Genomic DNA, 20,268 nt, shown 5'->3' with positions numbered 1-20,268 from the left:
CCTCGCCACTCGCAGTACCCCACGCGCGCGGGGAGCTGTCAAGGAGCCTGCTCCAGCAAGGCCACCGGCAGCCGCCCGAACAGGTCCGCCACCCGCACGCGGCCCGTGAACTCCCGTGCGCCGTCCAGGACATCGGTCCACCTGCCCGGCGGCAGGGCGAGTTCCGTGTCCCGCCAGCCGCCCCCCTCGGCCAGGCGCAGCGACAGGCGGGTCACCGCCGTCACGACCTGCCCCGAGCGGGCGAACGCCAGGCAGTGGGCCGCCGCCGGCCCCTCGGCCGTCAGCGGTTCGTACGTCGCCGCGGCGCCGAACGCCCCGGGCCGCCGGGCGCGCAGCCGCAGCGCCGCGCGCGTCAGACCGGCCTTCCCGCCGCCGTCGCCCTCGGGCGGGAAACCGGCCGGACGCCGGTTGTCGGGGTCGACCAGGGCCAGGTACTCGGCCTCCGTGCCCTGGTAGACGTCGGGCACGCCCGGCATCGTCAGATGCACCAGCGCCGTGCCGAGGACGTTCGCCCGGATGTGCGGCTCCAGCTCCCGGCGCAGCTCCCGCACCGGCTCGCCCGGCACCCCGCACGGCCCCGCCGTCACGAACGCTGCCACCGCGTCCTCGTACGGCGGCTCCTGCTCCGTCCAGCTCGTGTAGAGCCCGGCCTCCCGCACGTGCTTCAGCAGCGCGCCCCGCACCCGCTCCGGGTCCGCCGGGCCGAGCCCGAACACGGTCTGCCAGGCCGCCCACGCGAGCTGTGCGTCGGGCACGCCGTCCCCGCCGCGGGACACCTCCGCCAGCAGCTCCGCCCAGCGCCCCGGGCACTCGGTGAGCACGGCCAGCGCCGCCCGCACGTCCGCGCTGCGCTTGGTGTCGTGCGTCGACACGACCGTCCCCGACAGCGGCCAGTCGCGCTGCACGCGCGCGCAGTACGCGTGGAACTCCTCGGGCGGGATCGCGGGCCGGCCCGGGTCGCCGCCCACCTCGGTCGCCGACAGCAGCGGCACGTACCGGTAGAACGCCGTGTCCTCCACGGACTTGGCGCGCAGCGCCGACGCCGTCTGTGCGAACCGCGTGCGGAACTCCACGTGCTCGGGACCGTCCCCGTACCGCGCGAGCAGCAGGTCCCGTACGACATCGACCGCGCCCGCCTCCTCGGGGACGACGAAGGCGAGCCGGGCCTCGGCGGCGGCCTCCTCGGTGACGACGGACGCCGCGTCGCCGGGCGTGTAGGGCCGGTACACCTCCAGCCGGACCAGCAGCTCCTGGAGGGCGGTGCGCAGCGCCCACGGCGCCCGGTCGCGCAGTTCGGGCTCCGGCGCGCCGGCGCACACCCGGCTCGCCGCCCGCGTCAGCCGGTCCAGCTCGGTGGCCAGCTCGTGCGTGAGCACCTGGTACGCGGCCCGGCGCGCGGTCGCCGCCCAGTCGCCGCCCCGGTCCGTCTGCGGGGCCGCGAAGCGCCGGTAGCGGGCCACCAGTTCCTCGGACCCGGCGGCGTCCGCGAACACGCCGTCGACGCGGCGCAGGGCGTCGTAGCCGGTGGTGCCCGCGACCGGCCAGGACGCCGGGAGGTGCTCGTGGTCGGCGAGGATCTTCTCCACGACCGTCCAGCGCCCGCCCGTCGCCTCGTGCAGCCTGCGCAGATAGCCGCCGGGGTCGGACAGCCCGTCCGGGTGGTCGACGCGCAGCCCGTCGACCACGCCCTCGCGCAGCAGCCGCAGGACGGTGGCGTGGGTGGCGTCGAAGACCTCGGGGTCCTCCACACGCACCCCGATCAGCTCGGAGATGCTGAAGAACCGCCGGTAGTTCAGCTCGGTGCGGGCCAGCCGCCACCACACCGGCCGGTACCACTGGGCGTCCAGCAGCTGCGGCAGCGGCAGGTCCGCGGTGCCCTCCCGCAGGGGGAAGGCGTGGTCGTAGTAGCGCAGGACGTCGCCGTCCACCTTCAGCCGGCCGATCTCGTCGCCGAGCGGCCCGCCGAGCACCGGCAGCAGCACCTGCCCGCCCCGCGCCTCCCAGTCGATGTCGAACCACCGCGCGTACGGCGAGGACGGGCCGTCGCGCAGCACCTCCCACAGGGCGCGGTTGTGGCGCGGTGCCATCGCCATGTGGTTCGGCACGATGTCCAGGACCAGCCCGAGGCCGTGCTCCCGCGCGGTCCGCGCCAGCGCCCGCAGCCCCTCCTCGCCGCCCAGTTCCGCGCGCACACGCGCGTGGTCCACGACGTCGTAGCCGTGCTGCGAGCCCGGCACCGCCTCCAGGACGGGCGACAGGTGCAGATGCGAGACGCCGAGCGAGGCCAGGTACGGCACGGCCGCGGCGGCGGCCCCGAAGGGGAAGTCGGGCTGCAGCTGCAGCCGGTAGGTGGCCGTGGGCACCACGGGGTCGCGTCGCTCAGGTGTCATGGAGACGTACGTACCCGCCCTGCCGCACTTCGTGTCATTCCCGGCGTACGGCGGTGTGCCCCGGGTCGCCCGATCGGACGACCCGGGGCAGCCGGGGGCACTCGGGGGGACCGCTCACACCGGCCGCTGGAGCACCGTCATGCTGCGGTCCACCAGCGTCAGCCGGGCCCCGGCCTGCACCTTCGGGCCGGTGCCCGGCGGCACCCCGTCCGGGCGGGCGGTGTCCACGACGACCTGCCACTGCCGGCCGTGGTCGACCGGCACCACGAAGTCCAGCGGCTTCGGCGAGGCGTTGAACATCAGCAGGAACGAATCGTCGGTGATGCGCTCCCCGCGCGCGCCCGGCTCCGAGATCGCGTTGCCGTTGAGGAACACCGTCAGCGCCGAGGCCCGCGCCGAGTTCCAGTCCCGCTGGGTCATCTCCTGGCCCTCGGGCGTGAACCACGCGATGTCGGACAGCTCGTCGTGGGTGCCCTCCACGGGCCGCCCGTGGAAGAAGCGCCGCCTGCGGAACACGGGGTGGTCCTTGCGCAGCCACACCATCGCGCGCGTGAAGTCGAACAGGTCCCGCTCCGGGCCCTCCGCCCCCGGCCACGCCACCCACGCCAGCTCGTTGTCCTGGCAGTAGGCGTTGTTGTTGCCGCGCTGCGTCCGCGCGAACTCGTCGCCGTGGCTGATCATCGGCACGCCCTGGGACAGCATCAGCGTCGCGACGAAGTTCCGCATCTGCCGGGCCCGCAGCGCCAGCACGTCGGGGTCGTCGGTGTCGCCCTCGACGCCGCAGTTCCACGACCGGTTGTGGCTCTCGCCGTCGCGGTTGTCCTCGCCGTTGGCGTCGTTGTGCTTGTGGTTGTACGCCACGAGGTCGTGCAGCGTGAAGCCGTCGTGGCAGGTCACGAAGTTGATGGAGGCCAGCGGCCGCCGCCCGTCGTCCTGGTAGAGGTCGGAGGAGCCGGTCAGCCGCGAGGCGAACTCGGCGAGCGTGCGCGGCTCGCCGCGCCACAGGTCGCGCACGGTGTCGCGGTACTTGCCGTTCCACTCCGTCCACAGCGGCGGGAAGTTCCCCACCTGGTAGCCGCCCTCGCCGACGTCCCACGGCTCGGCGATCAGCTTCACCTGCGACACCACCGGGTCCTGCTGCACCAGGTCGAAGAACGACGACAGCCGGTCCACCTCGTGGAACTGCCGGGCCAGGGTCGCCGCGAGGTCGAAGCGGAATCCGTCGACGTGCATCTCGGTGACCCAGTACCGCAGCGAGTCCATGATCATCTGCAGGACGTGCGGGGACCGCATGAGCAGGGAGTTCCCGGTGCCCGTGGTGTCCGTGTAGTAGCGGGGGTCGTCCGCGAGCCGGTAGTACTGCGGGTTGTCCAGGCCCTTGAAGGACAGCGTGGGGCCCAGGTGGTTGCCCTCGGCGGTGTGGTTGTAGACCACGTCGAGGATGACCTCGATCCCGGCCTCGTGCAGCGCCTTCACCGCCGACTTGAACTCCAGCACCTGCTGGCCGCGGTCGCCCCAGGAGGCGTACGCGTTGTGCGGGGCGAAGAAGCCGATCGTGTTGTAGCCCCAGTAGTTGTTCAGGCCCATGTCGACCAGCCGGTGGTCGTTCACGAACTGGTGCACGGGCATCAGTTCCAGGGCCGTGACCCCGAGCTCCGTCAGGTGCTCGATCACCGCCGGGTGCGCCATCCCCGCGTACGTGCCGCGCAGCTCCTCGGGCAGCCCCGGGTGGCGCATCGTGAGGCCCTTGACGTGGGCCTCGTAGATCACGGTGTGGTGGTACTCGGTGCGGGGCCGCCGGTCGTCGCCCCAGTCGAAGTACGGGTTGACCACGACCGACGTCATCGTGTGCGGCGCCGAGTCCAGGTCGTTGCGCCGGTCCGGCGCGTCGAAGTGGTAGCCGTACACCTCCTCGCCCCAGCCGATCGTGCCGCTGATCGCACGCGCGTACGGGTCGAGCAGCAGCTTCGCCGAATTGCAGCGCAGCCCGCGCTCCGGCGCGTACGGGCCGTGCACGCGGTAGCCGTACCGCTGCCCCGGCATCACGCCCGGCACGTACGCGTGCCGGACGAACGCGTCGCTCTCCCGCAGTTCGATCGCCGTCTCCGAGCCGTCGTCGTGCAGCAGACACAGCTCTACTCGGTCCGCGGCCTCCGTGAAGACCGCGAAGTTCGTGCCGGCGCCGTCGTACGTGGCACCGAGTGGATACGCCTCTCCAGGCCAGACCTGCATGGATACGACTCTTTCAGGTGTGCGGCGCCCCCGGTGGCGCCTTGGCCCCGAGTCTCCCCGAAAGTCACGGAACCACCTAGGACTTACGACCCTCTTACCGGGCGAACAGCGCATACCCCGTACACGCGAGGTATGCCGAACCAGTGGGGCAAACACATACTCCCGGGGCCAATGGGGGAGTAGGGGGACAACGTGCGCAAGACAGTGCACCGCCATCTGGGGAAGGTGGTGGCCGGTGCGGCCGTCGCGGTGGCGGGGACCGCCGCGATGATCGCGGTCACCCTTCCGGGGACCGCGGGCGCCGACGACACGCCGGAAGGGGGTGGCCGCCCCGTGCAGCAGGCGGCCGGCAACCAGGAGGGACAGGGGAGAGACCAGGGGCGGGTCGCGCCGGGCGTCGTCGAGGACGCGCCGGACGAGGGCGCCACGGGAGTGGGCCGCGACCCGCTCACCGACGACGAACGGGACCGGGTCCTGCGCATCGCCGAGAACCGGCGCCTGTTCGACTCGAGCGAACGCGTCGACGGCGACCGCGGCCCGCAGCGCCTCGGCGTCGAACTGGCCGAACCGGAGGCCGCCGAACTGGACGACCCGGACGCGCCGCGCCGCGCCGACGTCACGTTCTACGACTACCGCGACGACACCCTCGTCACCAGGACCGTGAACCTGGCGACCGGGAAGGTCGAGCGCACCGGCACCCAGCGGGGCGTGCAGCCGCCGCTGAGCGGGGCCGAGCAGACCGAGGCCGCCCGGCTGCTGATCGCCGGCCCGCTCGGCGCGGGCCTGCGCGCCGACTACCGGGACGCCACCGGCAAGCGGCTCACCTCGCCTGACCAGCTGCGGATCCACGCCATGGTGTACCGGGCCACGCCCGGCGCCCAGCCCGCCGCGCTCGACAAGTGCGGCGAGCACCGCTGCGCCCGGCTGTTCCCGAAGGTCGTCAACGGGCCGTGGATCGACTCCCGGCACCTGGTGATCGACCTGAGCACCGGCACGGTCGCGGCGCTGAACCGCCGCTGAGCCGCCCACCGTCCGCCCGTCCCGCCCGTACCTCCTGCAAGGGGAGTCATTTCGTCATGCCCGTGACCAGAATCAGCCGTGCCCGCGCGCGGGCCGCCGTGGCGCTCACGGCCGGCGCGCTCCTCGCCGGGGCGACCGCCGGCGCCGGACCGGCCGCCGCCGGGCCGAAGGCCGCGCCCGCGCCGCCCGCCGAATGCGGCGCCGCCCACCGCATCGAACAGAAGCTCGCCTCCGGCACCACCTGGCGGATGTGCTGGAGCTACCAGGCCAAGGCCGGGCTCGTCCTGGAGCACGTCTCCTACCAGCCGCCCGGCGAGCCCCGCCCCATCAAGGTCCTCACCAGCGCCAAACTCGCCCAGATCCACGTGCCCTACGACGACGGCAGCGTCGAGTACGACGACCTCACCAGCTTCGACTTCGGCAAGGGCCTGATGAACCTGGCGCCCGGCGAATGCCCCGGCGGCACCATCCGCACCGTCAAGGTCCCCGACGCCTGGGACCCGGAGCAGGCCAACGTCAAGGGCCTGTACACCACGACCCGCACCCGCGGCCACGCCTACCGCATGCAGGGCGACGCCGCCGGCAAGGTGTACCAGGCCCAGGGCAAGGACCTGCTCGTCTACACCGCCAACCAGGTCGGCTGGTACGAGTACATCACCGAGTGGCGCTTCCAGGACGACGGCACCATCACCAGCAACGTCGGCGCCACCGGCAGCCTCTCGCCCGGCGACTACGACGCCGGGGACGGCCGCGGCTGGCCCATCGGCAAGGGCGCGAAGGCGTACGCGACCAGCCACAGCCACAACGTGTTCTGGCGGCTCAACTTCGGCCTGGACGGCTCCTCCAGGAGCCGGGTCGAGCAGTACGACTCGAAGGTCAGCCCGCCCGCGCGCGGACAGCAGGCGCCCACGAACAGGACCACCGTCACCGAGGTCACCAAGGAACTCGCGGGCGACGCCCGGAACATGCGCTGGTGGCGCGTGGTCAGCTCGGCCGGCAAGAACAAGGACAACCACCCGCGCTCCTACGAACTCGTCCGCGGCGCGGGCGACACGTATCCGGGCCGCGGCTACACCAAGCACGACCTCTACGTCACCCAGTACAACAAGTGCGAGCAGTACGCCAGCAACAACCCCCACAACTGCGGTGCCGGACACGGGCGGTCCGTCGACAAGTGGGTCAACGGACAGACCCTCACCCACCCCGTGGTCTGGGTGAATGTCGGCTTCCACCACATCGCCCGCGACGAGGACCAGCAGCCCATGCCGGTCCACTGGCAGGGATTCAGCATCGCCCCACGTGACGTGACCGCTATGAATCCGCTCACTCCCCGCGAGCTCGCGGGCCAGAACGGCTCTCCCGAAGGCCCGAGTTGAGAAACCAGCCTGCCCATCGGGCTGCACCGCGCACCGCTACCGGAGTACCCTTCCTTGATCGTTGAGACGGGGAGTGCTCGGGGGAGCGGAAGGCGGTGCGCGGGTGGGCTCGGGAGGGCTGGAGCTGCCCCCTGGTGACGAGGGTCACGAGGGGAACTCCACAGATGTCCCGCCCGGCGCCGTGTCCCTGGCCCGGCCGATGGACGCGGGCGCGATCGGCCCGGAGCTGGACTGGGACGCCGAGTCCTGGCGCGAGGTGCGCACCCGCGCCCAGCGGGCCGGCCGCGCCTACATCTGGCTCAACCTCGTCGAACAGCGGCTGCGCGCCGTCGTGGCCGCCGTTCTGCGCCCCGTCTACGAGCCCGTCCACGGCGACGACTGGGTGGTCGCCGCGGCCGGGCCCGCCGGGCAGGAGTGGGTGCAGCGCGCGGTCGCGGTCCGCGAAGTCAGCCGCCGCAAGGGCTACTTGCTCGACCCTGCCGACGACAACGTCCTCAGCTTCCTCACCCTGCCGCAGCTGCGCGAGCTGATGGTGCAGCACTGGCCGTGCTTCGAGCCGTACATAGACGACCGCCGGGACGTCGAACTCGCCCTGGACGAGCTGGAGGTCACGCGGAACGTCGTCTCCCGCAACCGCGCCCTGTCCGAGGCGGTCCTGAACCAGGCCGAGCGGGCCTCGGCGCGGCTGCTGGAGATCCTCGGCGCCGGCGGCGACGTGCCGTCGGCGCGCCGGCTGCCCGTCGACGCGGTCGAGGACCTCGTCGGCGACCGGTACGCCGACGTGGTGGCCGTGCACTCCGACCGGGTGCGGCTGCTGCGGCAGTTCCCCGCCGAGGACATCTTCGGCGGCGCCCGGCGCCTCGACGCCATCGGCATCGGCCTCAACCTCCTCGTGCAGAACTTCTCCGGCCGCCGCCTGGTGCGCCTGGCCGAGTCGGGCTGCCGGGTGCGGCTGCTGTTCCTCAACCCGGCGTCCAGCGCGGTGAAACGGCGCGAGCGGGAACTCGGCATCAAGCGGGGCGAGCTGAGCCGGGCCGTGGAGATGAACATCCTGCACATGCGCCGGGTGCGGGCCCGGCTGCGCGACCCCGGCGCCTTCGAGATCCAGGTCTTCGACGAGACGCCCCGCTTCACCGCCTACCTGGTCGACGGCGACGGCGCCGACGGCATCGCCGTCGTGCAGTCCTACCTGCGCCGCACCCGGGGCATGGAGGCCCCCGTGTTCGTCCTGCGCAACGCGGGCAAGGTGGTCAAGTCGGGCGAGGTCGACGAAGGCGGGCTCTTCCCCACGTACCGCGAGGAGTTCGAGGTGATGTGGGCGGATTCGCGGCCGGTGTCGTGAGCCGTCGCGGCGCCCGGACGGGCCCGGTGAGCGGAATGCGGTCCTCCCGTTGTCAGTGCCGCGTGCGAAGGTGGAGATCACTGGGGGACGCACCACCAAGAAGGGGGGCCGCCGCATGGGCTGGCACCGGGAGCTGCTGATCGGTTTCGACCTGGAGACCACCGGCACGGATCCGCGCGAGGCGCGCATCGTCACGGGCGCCGTGATCGAGGTCAGGAACGGCGAGCCGATGGGCCGCCGGGAGTGGCTGGCGGACCCCGGGGTGGAGATCCCGGCGGACGCGGTCGCGGTGCACGGCATCAGCAACGAACGCGCGGCGACCGAGGGCCGGCCGGCCGACCAGGTCGCCGACGCCATCGCCGGTGTCCTCGTGTCCTACTGGCAGACGGGCGTCCCGGTCGTCGCCTACAACGCCGCCTTCGACCTCACGCTGCTCTCCGCCGAACTGCGCCGCCACGGCCTGCCGTCCCTGCGTGACCGCCTCGGCGGCCGGGACCCGGCGCCCGTCATCGACCCGTACACCATCGACCGCTGGGCCGACCGCTACCGACGCGGCAAGCGCAACCTCGAAGCGGTCTGCGCCGAGTACGGCGTCGCCCTCGACACCGCCCACGACGCCTCCTCCGACGCGCTCGCCGCGGCCCGCCTGGCCTGCGCGATAGCCGACCGTCACCCGAAGGTCGCCTCCCTCGGCCCGGCGGACCTGCACCACCGCCAAATACGGTGGTACGCCGAATGGGCGGCGGACTTCCAGGCGTTCCTGCGCCGCAAGGGGGACGCGACGGCGACGGTCGACGGCGCGTGGCCGTTCCGGGAACTGACGGCGCCCGACGTCAGAACGGGTACCACCGCACCGTAGGGTCCCCGTCCCGCAAGGACGCCACCCGCCGCTCGAACTCGGCCAGCGCCTTGGGGTTGCCGGGCGCGTGCTGCGCGACCCACGCACAGCTCGCCGTCTCCCGCGCGCCCCGCAGCACGGCGCAGCCGTCCCATTCGCGCACGTCCCAGCCGTAGGTCCGCACGAAGGACTCGTACGCCTCGGCGGGCAGCCCGTACCGGTCGCGCGAGAGCGCCAGGACCACCAGGTCGTGCTCGCGCAGGTCGTCGGAGAACGTCTCCAGGTCGACCAGGACCGGCCCGTCCGGGCCGATGTGCACATTGCGCGGCAGCGCGTCCCCGTGGATCGGCCCGCGCGGCAGACGCGGGGTCAGCGCGGCGGCGGCGGACGCGAACCCGTCGCGGCGGTCCCGCAGATACGCCGCGTCCGCCGGGTCGATCGCGTCGCCCGCCAGCCGCAGCCACCGCTCGACACCGCCCAGCAGGTCGCGGGGCGGCAACGCGACGGGAGGAGAGGGCAACTCGTGCACCAGACGCAGCAGTCCGGCCAGGTCCCGCGGTTCGGCCGGGCGCACCGCATCGGGCAGCCGGTGCCACACGGACACCGGGTGCCCCTCCACGAGCAGCGCGTCGGGCCGCGCCGCCCGCACCGCCGGCACCCCGGCCGACTCGAGCCACCCGGCGACCGCCAGTTCGCGCCGGGCCCGGTCCAGGAGTTCGGCGTCGCGGCCGACCTTGACGACCAGGTCACCGGCGGCGAACACCGCGTTCTCGCCCAGGGCGAGCAGCCGCGCCTCCCGGGCCGCGCCGGGCAGCACCTCCGCCGCGGCCAGCACGTCCCGCGCCCGCGCCTCGTCCATCGTCGTCCGCCTCCGCTCCACGTCACCGTCCGGACCCACGCCTCCGGCGAGATCCGGCCATCCTCCGCCAGTTTCCCATTCGCACAGGTCGGGCGGTGTGCGCGGTGTCTTGACGAGGCAGACCGCCTTCACGACCATGACCAGGCCGTCCGGGCCGTGCAAAGGGGCTGATTGCGTGACATTGGCGACCGAGGTGAACAGACCGGCGCGCGGCGCGCCCGGTCCCGGCAAGCGACCGAGGGCCCTCGACCACGGCGCCTGGTTCCTGGTGCTGCCCGCCCTGCTCCCCATCCTCGTGCTCAGTGTCGGACCGCTGCTGTACGGGATCACGCTGGCGTTCACCGACGCCCAGTCGGGCCGCACCGAACCCACGCAGTGGATCGGCGGCCTCAACTTCCGTGACCTGCTGCACGACACGCTGTTCTGGGAGTCGTTCCGGATCGGGCTGGTGTGGGCCGTCGGGGTGACGATCCCGCAGTTCCTGCTCGCGCTCGGCCTCGCGCTGCTGCTCAACCAGAACCTGCGGCTGCGCTGGTTGGCCCGCGCCCTGGCGATCGTCCCCTGGGCGATGCCCGAGGTGGTCGTCGGCATCATGTGGCGGCTCGTCTACAACCCGGACGCCGGAATCCTCAACGAGACCCTGCGCGACCTCGGCCTCGGCGACGGACGCGACTGGCTCAGCGGACTCGCGACCGCCCTGCCCGCCGTCGTCGTGGTCGGCGTCTGGGCCGGCATGCCGCAGACCACGGTCGCCCTGCTCGCAGGCCTGCAGAACACCCCGCGCGAACTCCACGAGGCGGCGGCCGTCGACGGCGCCGGGGCCTGGCGCCGCTTCCGCACGGTCACCTGGCCCGCCATCCGGCCGATCGCCCTGGCCGTCACCGCCCTCAACCTGATCTGGAACTTCAACTCCTTCGCCCTGGTCTACGTCCTGACCAGCGGCGGCCCCGGCGGACGCACCCGGCTGCCCATGCTGTTCGCCTACGAAGAGGCCTTCCGCTACGGCCAGTTCGGCTACGCGGCGGCGATGGGCTGCGTCATGGTCGCCGTGATCTCGATCCTGCTGGCCGTGTTCCTCGTCGGCCGGCTCAGGGGAGGTGACGACACGTGAGGACCACTCCCGCGGCCCGCGCCGGCCAGTACGCCGCCCTGCTCGCGTATCTCGTCTTCCTGGCGTTCCCGTTCCTGTGGCTGATCTCGACGGCGTTCAAACCGCCGCGCGAACTGGGCAGCCTGCACCCCACCTGGATCCCGCGGGACCCCACCCTCGCCAACTTCCGGCAGGCCTTCGACGAACAGCCGCTGCTGCACGCCGCGTTCAACTCCTTGGTGGCCGCACTCGCGGCGGCCGTGATCGCCGTGCTGATCGCGACGCCGATGGCGTACGTCATGGCCCGGCACCGCACCCGGCTCGCGAAGGCGGCGACCGGCTGGGTGGTCGTCAGCCAGGCCTTCCCGTTCGTCCTGCTGATCATCCCGTTGTTCCTGGTGCTGAAGAGCCTCCGGCTGATCAACTCCGTGCCCGGGCTGGTGCTGGTCTACGTGGTGTGGGCGCTGCCGTTCGCGCTGTGGATGCTCGCCGGATACGTGCGGGCCGTGCCCCGCGAGCTGGAGGAGGCCGCGGCGGTCGACGGCGCCGGGCGGCTGCGGACCCTGGTGTCCGTCACGGCGCCGCTGCTCGCGCCGGGGATCGTGGCGACGGCACTCTTCGCGTTCATCACCGCGTGGAACGAGTTCTTCTTCGCGCTGGTGCTTCTGAAGACCCCGGAGAAGCAGACCCTGCCGGTCGTGCTGACCCACTTCATCGGCGCCGAGGGCGTCGCCGACCTCGGACCGCTGGCCGCGGCGGCGTTCCTCGCGACACTGCCGTCCCTGGTGGTGTTCGCTCTCATCCAGCGCAGGATCACGGGCGGCATGCCCGCCGGGGCGGTGAAGGCCTGATGCGTACGAGAACGATCGCGGCGCTCCTCGCCGCCCTGCTGGTCCTCACCGGCTGCTCCTCGGGCGGCGCCCGGGACGACGGCCGGATCACCCTGCGCTTCCAGTCCCTGGCCTGGCAGCAGGAGTCCGTGGAGGCCAACAAGGAACTGGTCGCGGAGTGGAACGCGGCCCACCCCGACGTACGCGTCGAGTACGTCCAGGGCAGCTGGGACAGCGTCCACGACCAGCTCCTCACCTCCTTCGAGGGCGGCGAGGCGCCCGACATCATCCACGACGCCTCCGACGACCTCGCGGACTTCGCCTACGGCGGCCACCTCGCCGACCTGACCGGACTGCTCTCCGACCGCCTCAAGGCCGACATCCCGCGGCGCAGCTGGGACACGACGACCTTCGGGGACGGCGTCTACGGCGTGCCGTTCCTCCAGGAGCCGCGCGTCCTGATCGCCAACGCGACCTGGCTGAAGGAGTCCGGCGTACGCGTTCCGACCCCGGAACGCCCCTGGAGCTGGCCGGAGTTCCGGCAGGTCACGAAGCGGCTGAGCGGCGAGGGCAAGTACGGCGTGGCCTGGCCGCTGAAGGAGCCCGTGTCCGCCACGCTCAACCTGTCGCTGTCCGCGGGCGGCACGCTGTTCCACCGCGGCGCCGACGGCAGGGTCACCGTCCGCCTCGAACCGGGCGACCAGGTGGTGCCGCGCACCATCCACGACCAGGCCAACACCGACCGCAGTGCCTCGCCGACGACGCTCGGCAGCGGCGGCTCGGACACGCTGCCCGGCTTCTTCGGCGGCAGATACGCCATGGTCCCCCTCGGTTTCTCCTACCGCCAGCAGATCGTGCAGCAGGCGCCGAAGGGCTTCGACTGGCAGGTCCTGCCCGCCCCCGCGGGCGCCGGCGGACTCACCCAGGGCGTCAGCCCGCAGACCCTGTCCATCGCCCAGGACAGCCCCCACAAACGGGAGGCCGCGCGCTTCGTCGACTTCCTGCTGCAACCCCGCAACATGGTGCGCCTGGCCCTCGGCGACTGGATGCTGCCCACCGGCACCGAGGCGCTGAAGGACCCGGCGCTGCGCACACCCGAGCACGGCTGGGTCACCGGCACGGCCCTCGCCGCGCACCTCAGTCCCGCACCCGCGCAGACCGTGCGGGGCTATCCCGAGTGGAAGGACAAGGTGGCCACACCCGCGTTCCAGGAGTACTACAGCGGGGCCATCGGCCTCGGTGAGCTGCGCGAGCGCCTGGAGGAGGACGGCAACCTGGTCCTCGCCCGCTACCAGCGCTGACGCGCCGAAATGAATTGCACGAGACGTCTCGTCTCGTCTAGGGTCGTCGGCATGACCAGTCGCGCGCACATCGCCATGTTCTCCATCGCCGCCCACGGCCACGTGAACCCGAGTCTCGAGGTGATCCGCGAACTGGTGGCGCGCGGACACCGGGTCACGTACGCCATTCCGCCCGTCTTCGCCGACAAGGTCGCCGCCACCGGCGCCGAGGTGAAGCCCTGGAACTCCACGCTGCCCTCGCCCGACGACGACCCCTCGGCGTGGGGGAGCACCCTGCTCGACAACGTCGAGCCGTTCCTCGACGACGCCGTCCAGGCGCTGCCGCAGCTCATCGAGGCCTACCGGGGCGACGAGCCCGACCTCGTGCTGCACGACATCACCTCCTACCCGGCCCGCGTCCTCGCCCACCGCTGGGGCGTGCCCGCCGTCTCCCTCTCGCCGAACCTCGTCGCCTGGGACGGCTACGAGCAGGAGGTCGCCGAGCCGATGTGGGAGGAGCCGAGGAAGACCGAACGGGGCAGGGCCTACTACGCCCGTTTCGAGGCCTGGCTCGCGGAGAACGGGATCACCGAGCACCCGGACCCGTTCGTCGGCCGCCCGTCCCGCTCGATCGTCCTGATCCCCAGGGCGCTCCAGCCGAACGCCGACCGGGTGGACGAGAGCGTGCACAGCTTCGTCGGCGCCTGCCAGGGCGACCGCGCCGGTGAGGGCGACTGGCGGCGGCCCGCCGGCGCCGACAAGGTCGTCCTCGTGTCGCTCGGGTCGTCCTTCACCAAGCAGCCCGGCTTCTACCGGGAGTGCGTCAAGGCCTTCGGCGACCTGCCCGGCTGGCACCTCGTCCTCCAGGTCGGCAAGCACGTCGACCCGGCCGAGCTGGGCGAGATCCCCGCCAACGTCGAAGTCCACCCCTGGGTGCCGCAGTTGGCCGTGCTGCGGCAGGCCGACCTGTTCGTCACCCACGCCGGCGCGGGCGGCAGCCAGGAGGGCCTGGCCACGGCCACGCCCATGATCGCCGTACCCCAGGCCGTGGACCAGTTCGGCAACGCCGACATGCTCCAGGGGCTCGGCGTCGCCCGGCACGTCCCGACGGAGGAGGCCACGGCCGGGACGCTGCGCTCCACCGCCCTCGCCCTGGTCGACGACCCGGAAGTGGCCCGCCGCCTGAAGGACATCCAGGCCGAGATGGCGCGGGAGGGCGGCACCCGGCGGGCGGCCGACCTGATCGAGGCCGAACTGCCGACCGCGTAACACCACGGCGAAGGGCGGGGCCCGACGACTCCGGTCGAGTCGTCGGGCCCCGCCCATCGCCGCGCGGGTCAGACCCGCACCGGCTCGTGCTCGCCCTCGCCGTCCCGCTCCGCCGTCGCGGCCACCGGCGCCGGCGCCTCGTCGTGCGTCAGGTCCGGCAGACGGTTCAGCCACGCCGGGAAGTACCAGTTCCGCTCGCCCAGCAGCGCCATCACCGCCGGGAGCAGCACACCCCGGATGATCGTCGCGTCGATGAGCACCGCCGCCGCGAGACCCACGCCCATCTGCTTCATCGACTGCATCGACAGCGTCCCGAAGATCGCGAACACGGCGACCATGATGACCGCGGCGCTCGTGACGACCCCGGCCGTGGTCACCACACCGTGCTTGATCGCGTCCGCCGTCGCAAGGCCCCGCAGCCGCGCCTCACGGATCCGGGACACCACGAACACGTGGTAGTCCATCGACAGGCCGAACAGGATCACGAAGAGGAACAGCGGCAGCCACGTGACGATCGCGCCGACCCCCTCCGCGCCCACCAGCGACGCCCCCCAGCCGTGCTGGAAGACCGCGACGAGGATGCCGTACGCGGCGCCCACCGACAGCAGGTTCAGCGCGATCGACGTGACCGCGATCGTCAGCGAGCGGAACGACAGCAGCATCAGCAGGAACGCGAACACCACCACGAACACGAAGACCGGGACGACGGATCCCACCAACTGGTCGTTGAAGTCGTGCGAGCCCGCGACCTGACCGGTGATCGGCGCCTCCACACCCTCGACCTTGCCCAGCGTGGCCGGACGCACCTCGTCGCGCAGCTTCTCCAGGCTCGCGCCCGCCTTGTCCTGGTCGGAGCCGCCCACCAGCGGGACGTAGACGAAGGCGACGTTCTGCTCGTCGTGCAGCTTGATCTCCACCGGGCCGCGCGAGGCACCCGAACTGACCGCCCGCTCCTTGAAGTCGGCCAGCGCGCCCTTGACCTCCGGCGCGTTGATGTCGTCCGCCCTCACGACCACCTCGGCCGGCTCGGAGCCGCCCGGGAAGGCCTCGTTGACCCGGTTGTACGTCTGCACGATGGGCAGCGAATCCCCGAACTCCTGGTCCAGCGTGAGGTTCTGCGTCTTCATGCCCACCGCCGGAGCCGAGATCGCCAGCAGCGCGCCCGCCGCGACGACCACCGCGATCACCGGCCGGGCCAGCACCCGCTTCAGCACCGCCGACCAGAACCGGCTCTCGCCGCCCGCGCCGCCGCCGTGCGCCTTGTCCCGGCGGCGCAGGAACGGGATGCGGCCCTTCTCGACCCGCTCGCCGAGCAGCGACAGCAGCGCCGGCAGCACCGTCACGGAGCCCACCATGGCGACCGCCACCACCATCAGCGAGGCCAGGCCCATCGCCTCGAACTCGGCGAGACCCGTGAACAGCATGCCCGCCATCGCCACGCACACCGTGACACCCGAGACGACGATCGCCCGGCCGCTGGTCGCGGCGGCGATCCGCAGCGCCGTCTCCGCGTCCCGGCCCGCCGCCCGCTCCTCGCGCTCACGGCGCAGGTAGAACAGGCAGTAGTCGACGCCCACGGCCAGACCCACCAGCAGCATCACGGAGTTGGCGGTGTCGCTCATCGGCATCACATGGCTGACGACGCCCATCAGGCCCATCGTCGCCATGATCGCGGTGATCGCCAGCGCCACCGGGAGCAGCGCCGCCACCAGCGCGCCGAAGGCGATCAGCAGAATGCCGAGGGCCACCGGCACCGCGGAGTACTCGGCCTTCCGGAAGTCGTCCCCGAACGCGTCGTCGAACGTCTTCATCATGCTGGCGCCGCCGATCTCCTCGATCGTGAGCGCCTCGTGGTCCTTCTGGACGCCGGCCACGGCCCGGAGCACCGGCTCCACGCGCTCCCCGGCGGTGTCCGACTCGCCCCGCATGTCGAACTGCACCAGCGCGCTGCGGCCGTCCTCCGAGATCGTGCCCGAGTCGTACGGCGTCGTGACGTCGGTGACCTCGCCGGTCGCCTCCACCGCCCGGACGACGTCCGCGACGGCGGCCCGGAACGCGGCGTCCGTCGCCTTGACCGAGCCGTCCTCCGACTGGATCAGCACCGTCTCCCCGGCCGGCTCGTCGATCCCCGCGTCCTCGACGATCGCGGCGGCCGTGCGCGTCTCCCCGGACAACTGGTCGCTGTCCTTGACGTCGACGCGGCCCGCCGCCGAGCCCAGCCCCATCGCGAGGACGACGAACAGCACCCAGATCCCCACGGCCGCCCACCGGTGCCGGGCGCTCCATCCGCCGGCCCGCGCGGCGAGCCCTCTCACCCGCGTGTCTGCGTTCCCCATGCCGGCCTGCCCCCTCGTGCGCGGCGACGACCCCCTGCCGCCGCCTTTCCCCTCGAAGCTATGGGCCGGAAAGGACCGTCTCGTCGTACTGCCCGGTGAAGTCCGGTGCGCCCGGCTCATCCCCCCGGACCCCGCCGGCTCCGCACTGGGGAGGACGGCCGCCCCTTACATCTACCGGGTGCCGTCGGGGAGGACGGTCAGGGTGCCGTGCCCGGACGCCACCGCGCCCCTCTTGAACCAGTGTTGAATCAGTCACAGGCGCGTGGAGAAGTTGATCCGCGTCCGGTGTTCGGCCAGAGTTTCGCCCAGTCCGGCATCCGGACCCGGCCGTCGTGCCCACCCCCACGGGGCACGACGGCCGCCTTATGGTGTGCGCATGACGACGACGTACGCGGCGCTGCTGCGCGGCATCAACGTGGGCGGCAAGCGGGTCCCGATGGCGGAGCTGCGCGCCGTCCTGGAACGCCTCGGGTACGAGGGCGTCCGCACCCATCTCCAGAGCGGACAGGCCGTGTTCACGCCCCCTCGCGGCGACGAGGACTCCCTGGCCGCCGAGATCACCGCGGCCCTCGAACGGCACTTCGGCTTCCGCGTCGACGTCCTCGTCCGCGACCACGCCTACCTGAAGGCGGTCGCCGACGCCTGCCCGTTCCCGGCGGCCGAACTCGAGGGACGGCAGCTGCACGTCACGTACCTCTCGGAGCCGGCCGACGAGGCCCGCTTCGCGGAGATCGACCGGGCCGCCTTCCTCCCCGAGGAGTTCCGCCTCGGCGACCGCGCACTGTACCTGTACGTCCCGGACGGCCTCGGCCGCTCCAAGCTCGCCGAGCGCCTGGCCAAACCCCGTGTCACCAAGGGCCTGATCGCCACCACCCGGAACTGGAACACCGTCGTCAAACTCGTGGAGCTGACCGGCGGCTGACGGACTCGGGCGCCGGGCCGACGTCCCAGGGCCGGCGGCGCCGGCGTCTCAGGCGCTCGCGGCCGCCGCCAGCGGCATCCGCGCCCCGTCGTACCGCTCCAGCAGCACCCGCGCCACCTCGGCCGCCGGACCGAGGACGTCCGCCAGCACGTCCGCCCCGGCCGCGCCCCGCGCGATCCGGTCCGGCAGCCGGCCGGGCGCCAGCACGTACGGGGCGACCGCGACGCGCTCGCAGCCGAGCGCCCGCAACTCCCGCACCGCGTCCTGCGTGCGGGGAAGGGATGCGGAGGCGAACGCAGGCCGCACGGCACGCCAACCGGTGTGCCGCCACTCCCGCGCGATGTCAGCGATCACTGCGATCGCCTCCGGGTCGGTGGACCCCGCCGAGGCCAGCACGACCCCGGTCGAGGACTTGTCGGCGGGCGTCAGACCCGCCTCGTACAGGCGCCGCTCCAGCGCCGACAGCAGCAGCGGCGACGGGCCGAGCACGTCCGCCTGGCGGATCCGCAGCCGCGGCGGCGCGTCCGCGAGGACCGCCGGGATGTCGGCCTTCGCGTGGAAGGCCCGCGTCAGCAGCAGCGGCAGGGCGACGACGTCGCGGACGCCCTGCGCGTCCAGGGACTCCAGGACGCCCCGCACGGACGGCACGTTGAAGTCGAGGAAACCGGTCTCCACCCGAAGCCCGGGGCGCAGCGACCGCACGCGCCGCACCAGGGCGTGCACGGTCGCGGCGTGCCGCGGGTCGCGACTGCCGTGGGCGATGACGAGCAGGACCGGTTCGCGCATGACGTGTCAGCCCTTCACCAGCAGACCGCGGCTGCGCAGCACCCAGCGCTCCAGCGGGCTGAAGATCAGCAGGTCGATGGCGATGCCGACGATCAGGATGAGCAGGATCGCCTCGAACACCATGGCCATGTCGGAGGCGTTGCGGCCGTTCTCCAGCAACTGGCCGAGGCCGACGCCCAGATCGGGGAACGACGCGATGATCTCCGCGGCCATCAGAGACCGCCAGGAGAACGCCCAGCCCTGCTTCAGACCCGCCACATAGCCCGGCAGCGCGGCCGGCAGCGTGATGTGCCAGGTGCCCCGCAGACCCGTGGCGCCCAGCGTGCGGCCCGCCCGCAGGAACAGCGGCGGCACCTGGTCCACGCCCGACACCAGGCCGTTGGCGATCGAGGGGACCGCGCCGAGCAGGATCACCGCGTACATCATCGAGTTGTTCAGACCCAGCCAGATCACGGCCGGCGGCACCCACGCCACCGACGGCAGCGACTGCAGGCCGGACAGGATCGGGCCGATCGCCGCGCGCACGAACTTCACGCGCGCCACGATCAGGCCCAGCGGCGTGCCGATGGCCAGCGCGAACAGGAAGCCGAGCAGACCGCGCGAGACGGACGTCCAGATGTAGCCGAGCAGTTCGCCCTGGAGCCAGGCCTCCCGGACCACGTGCCACACGTCGGCCGGGGCCGGCAGCTTCGTCGGATCGTCGGCGATCCCGAAGGACACCAGGCCCTGCCACACCACCAGCACCAGCAGTACGGCGCTGACCGGCGGCAGGATCTTCTGCGTGAGCGTCTGCCGGAAGGGCGTGCGGACCTTCTGCACCGTCTCCAGTGCGTCGAGGCCCGCCTCCAGGCCGGCGAGGTCGCCCCCGCCGTCCCTGGTGCCGGTCGTCGTGTCAGTGCTGGCCATGACGGCGGATCTCCCCCCGCAGTTCTTCGGTGATCTCGACGGACAGCTCCGCCACGGCGGTGTCCTCGATGCGGCGCGGCTGCGGGATGCCGACCGTCCACTCGCGTGCGATCCGCCCCGGGCGGGACGACAGCAGCACGACCCGCTGCGCGAGACGGACGGCCTCGCGCACGTTGTGCGTGACGAACAGGACGGACAGCCGCGTCTCGCGCCAGATCCGGGTCAGCTCGTCGTGCAGCACGTCCCGGGTGATCGCGTCGAGCGCGGCGAACGGCTCGTCCATCAGCAGGAGCTTGCTCTCCTGCGCCAGCGCACGGGCGAGCGCGACGCGCTGACGCATACCGCCGGACAGCTCGTGCACCCGCTTGCCGTACGCGCCCTTGAGGCGGACGAGTTCCAGCAGCTCCTCGGCCCGCTCACGCCGCTCCGCCTTCGGAACGCCCCGCAGGCGCAGGGCGAGTTCGATGTTCTTGCCCGCGGTCAGCCACGGGAACAGGGCGTGCTCCTGGAACATCAGCGCCGGGCGGCCGTCCGTCGTGATCGAACCGGCACTCGGCCGGTCCAGGCCCGCCACCAGGTTCAGCAGCGTGGACTTGCCGCAGCCGGAGGCACCCAGGAGGGTGACGAACTCGCCGGGCGCGACATCGAGCGTGATGTCGTCCAGCACGAGCTGCTGCCCGGCGGGGCCCGCGAACGACTTCGAGACGTGCTCGATCCGGGCGGCGTGCGTGACCGCCTCGGTGTCGTCGGCGGCCTTGGCGAGGGTCGTGGCCATGGTCGTCACCTCCTGGG

15 protein-coding genes and 1 pseudogene are annotated in these 20,268 nt (G+C 72.6%); 9 read left to right on the top strand and 7 right to left on the bottom strand.

The genetic code is table 11. The features are described 5' to 3' along the window. Positions 1-38: 38 nt before the first annotated feature. Positions 39-2,390, bottom strand: a complete 2,352-nt coding sequence (gene treY, locus ACZ7D7_RS19325; RefSeq protein WP_470825674.1) for a malto-oligosyltrehalose synthase — start codon at positions 2,388-2,390, stop codon at positions 39-41. Positions 2,391-2,504: 114 nt separating this feature from the next. Further along, the gene (gene glgX, locus ACZ7D7_RS19320) at positions 2,505-4,622 is read right to left on the bottom strand and encodes a glycogen debranching protein GlgX (protein WP_470825673.1); all 2,118 of its coding nucleotides are present in this window, start codon (positions 4,620-4,622) and stop codon (positions 2,505-2,507) included. A gap of 192 nt (positions 4,623-4,814) precedes the next feature. Here glgX and ACZ7D7_RS19315 point away from each other — a divergent pair, with 192 nt between their 5' ends. From ACZ7D7_RS19315 to ACZ7D7_RS19300, 4 genes are all read left to right on the top strand, one after another. Then, positions 4,815-5,642 (top strand): Tat pathway signal sequence domain protein, encoded by an 828-nt coding sequence (locus ACZ7D7_RS19315; protein WP_470825672.1) that lies wholly within the window; start codon positions 4,815-4,817, stop codon positions 5,640-5,642. A 56-nt stretch (positions 5,643-5,698) separates the two neighbouring features. Continuing rightward, positions 5,699-7,018, top strand: a complete 1,320-nt coding sequence (locus tag ACZ7D7_RS19310; protein WP_470825671.1) for a copper amine oxidase — start codon at positions 5,699-5,701, stop codon at positions 7,016-7,018. A gap of 103 nt (positions 7,019-7,121) precedes the next feature. Beyond that, positions 7,122-8,360, top strand: a complete 1,239-nt coding sequence (locus ACZ7D7_RS19305) for an SAV2148 family HEPN domain-containing protein (RefSeq protein ID WP_470825670.1) — start codon at positions 7,122-7,124, stop codon at positions 8,358-8,360. Between the two features lie 115 nt (positions 8,361-8,475). After that, complete coding sequence (locus ACZ7D7_RS19300; RefSeq protein WP_470825852.1) at positions 8,476-9,219, top strand: exonuclease domain-containing protein; 744 nt, start codon at positions 8,476-8,478, stop codon at positions 9,217-9,219. Here ACZ7D7_RS19300 and ACZ7D7_RS19295 read toward each other — a convergent pair. Continuing rightward, a complete protein-coding gene (locus tag ACZ7D7_RS19295; RefSeq protein ID WP_470825668.1) occupies positions 9,194-10,057 on the bottom strand; it encodes a phosphotransferase enzyme family protein in 864 nt (287 codons plus the stop codon). The genes ACZ7D7_RS19300 and ACZ7D7_RS19295 overlap by 26 nt on opposite strands. A gap of 175 nt (positions 10,058-10,232) precedes the next feature. Between ACZ7D7_RS19295 and ACZ7D7_RS19290 the strand changes: the two genes are divergently transcribed. From ACZ7D7_RS19290 to mgt, 4 genes and pseudogenes are all read left to right on the top strand, one after another. After that, positions 10,233-11,168, top strand: coding sequence for a carbohydrate ABC transporter permease (locus ACZ7D7_RS19290; RefSeq protein ID WP_470825667.1), 936 nt, complete (start codon positions 10,233-10,235; stop codon positions 11,166-11,168). Continuing rightward, on the top strand, positions 11,165-11,998 hold the full coding sequence (locus ACZ7D7_RS19285) for a carbohydrate ABC transporter permease (protein WP_470825666.1): 834 nt from the start codon (positions 11,165-11,167) through the stop codon (positions 11,996-11,998). The genes ACZ7D7_RS19290 and ACZ7D7_RS19285 overlap by 4 nt, the downstream gene beginning before the upstream one ends. Next, entirely contained in the window at positions 11,998-13,278 is a 1,281-nt protein-coding gene (locus ACZ7D7_RS19280; protein ID WP_470825665.1) for an ABC transporter substrate-binding protein, read from the top strand. Before ACZ7D7_RS19285 ends, ACZ7D7_RS19280 begins: the two co-directional genes overlap by 1 nt. Beyond that, a pseudogene (gene mgt, locus ACZ7D7_RS19275) lies at positions 13,275-14,526 on the top strand (macrolide-inactivating glycosyltransferase). Before ACZ7D7_RS19280 ends, mgt begins: the two are co-directional and overlap by 4 nt. Before the next feature lie 68 nt (positions 14,527-14,594). On the opposite strand, the gene ACZ7D7_RS19270 reads toward mgt, so the two are convergent. Then, the gene (locus ACZ7D7_RS19270) at positions 14,595-16,862 is read right to left on the bottom strand and encodes an MMPL family transporter (protein ID WP_470825664.1); all 2,268 of its coding nucleotides are present in this window, start codon (positions 16,860-16,862) and stop codon (positions 14,595-14,597) included. A gap of 376 nt (positions 16,863-17,238) precedes the next feature. Here ACZ7D7_RS19270 and ACZ7D7_RS19265 point away from each other — a divergent pair, with 376 nt between their 5' ends. Beyond that, entirely contained in the window at positions 17,239-17,784 is a 546-nt protein-coding gene (locus ACZ7D7_RS19265; protein WP_470825663.1) for a DUF1697 domain-containing protein, read from the top strand. 48 nt (positions 17,785-17,832) lie between these two features. On the opposite strand, the gene ACZ7D7_RS19260 is transcribed toward ACZ7D7_RS19265, so the two are convergent. From ACZ7D7_RS19260 to ACZ7D7_RS19250, 3 genes are read right to left on the bottom strand one after another with little or no spacing between them, the layout of a single operon-like run. Beyond that, the gene (locus tag ACZ7D7_RS19260; RefSeq protein ID WP_470825661.1) at positions 17,833-18,570 is read right to left on the bottom strand and encodes a sirohydrochlorin chelatase; all 738 of its coding nucleotides are present in this window, start codon (positions 18,568-18,570) and stop codon (positions 17,833-17,835) included. A 6-nt stretch (positions 18,571-18,576) separates the two neighbouring features. Continuing rightward, positions 18,577-19,476, bottom strand: a complete 900-nt coding sequence (locus tag ACZ7D7_RS19255) for an ABC transporter permease (protein WP_470825660.1) — start codon at positions 19,474-19,476, stop codon at positions 18,577-18,579. Then, on the bottom strand, positions 19,463-20,251 hold the full coding sequence (locus ACZ7D7_RS19250; protein ID WP_470825659.1) for an ABC transporter ATP-binding protein: 789 nt from the start codon (positions 20,249-20,251) through the stop codon (positions 19,463-19,465). The genes ACZ7D7_RS19255 and ACZ7D7_RS19250 overlap by 14 nt, the downstream gene beginning before the upstream one ends. Positions 20,252-20,268: the final 17 nt, after the last annotated feature.

It is taken from the genome of Streptomyces sp. NPDC037054 (assembly GCF_055606745.1).
The sequence above is the reverse complement of the archived record's forward strand: the minus strand, read 5'-3'. Positions and strand labels throughout refer to the sequence as shown.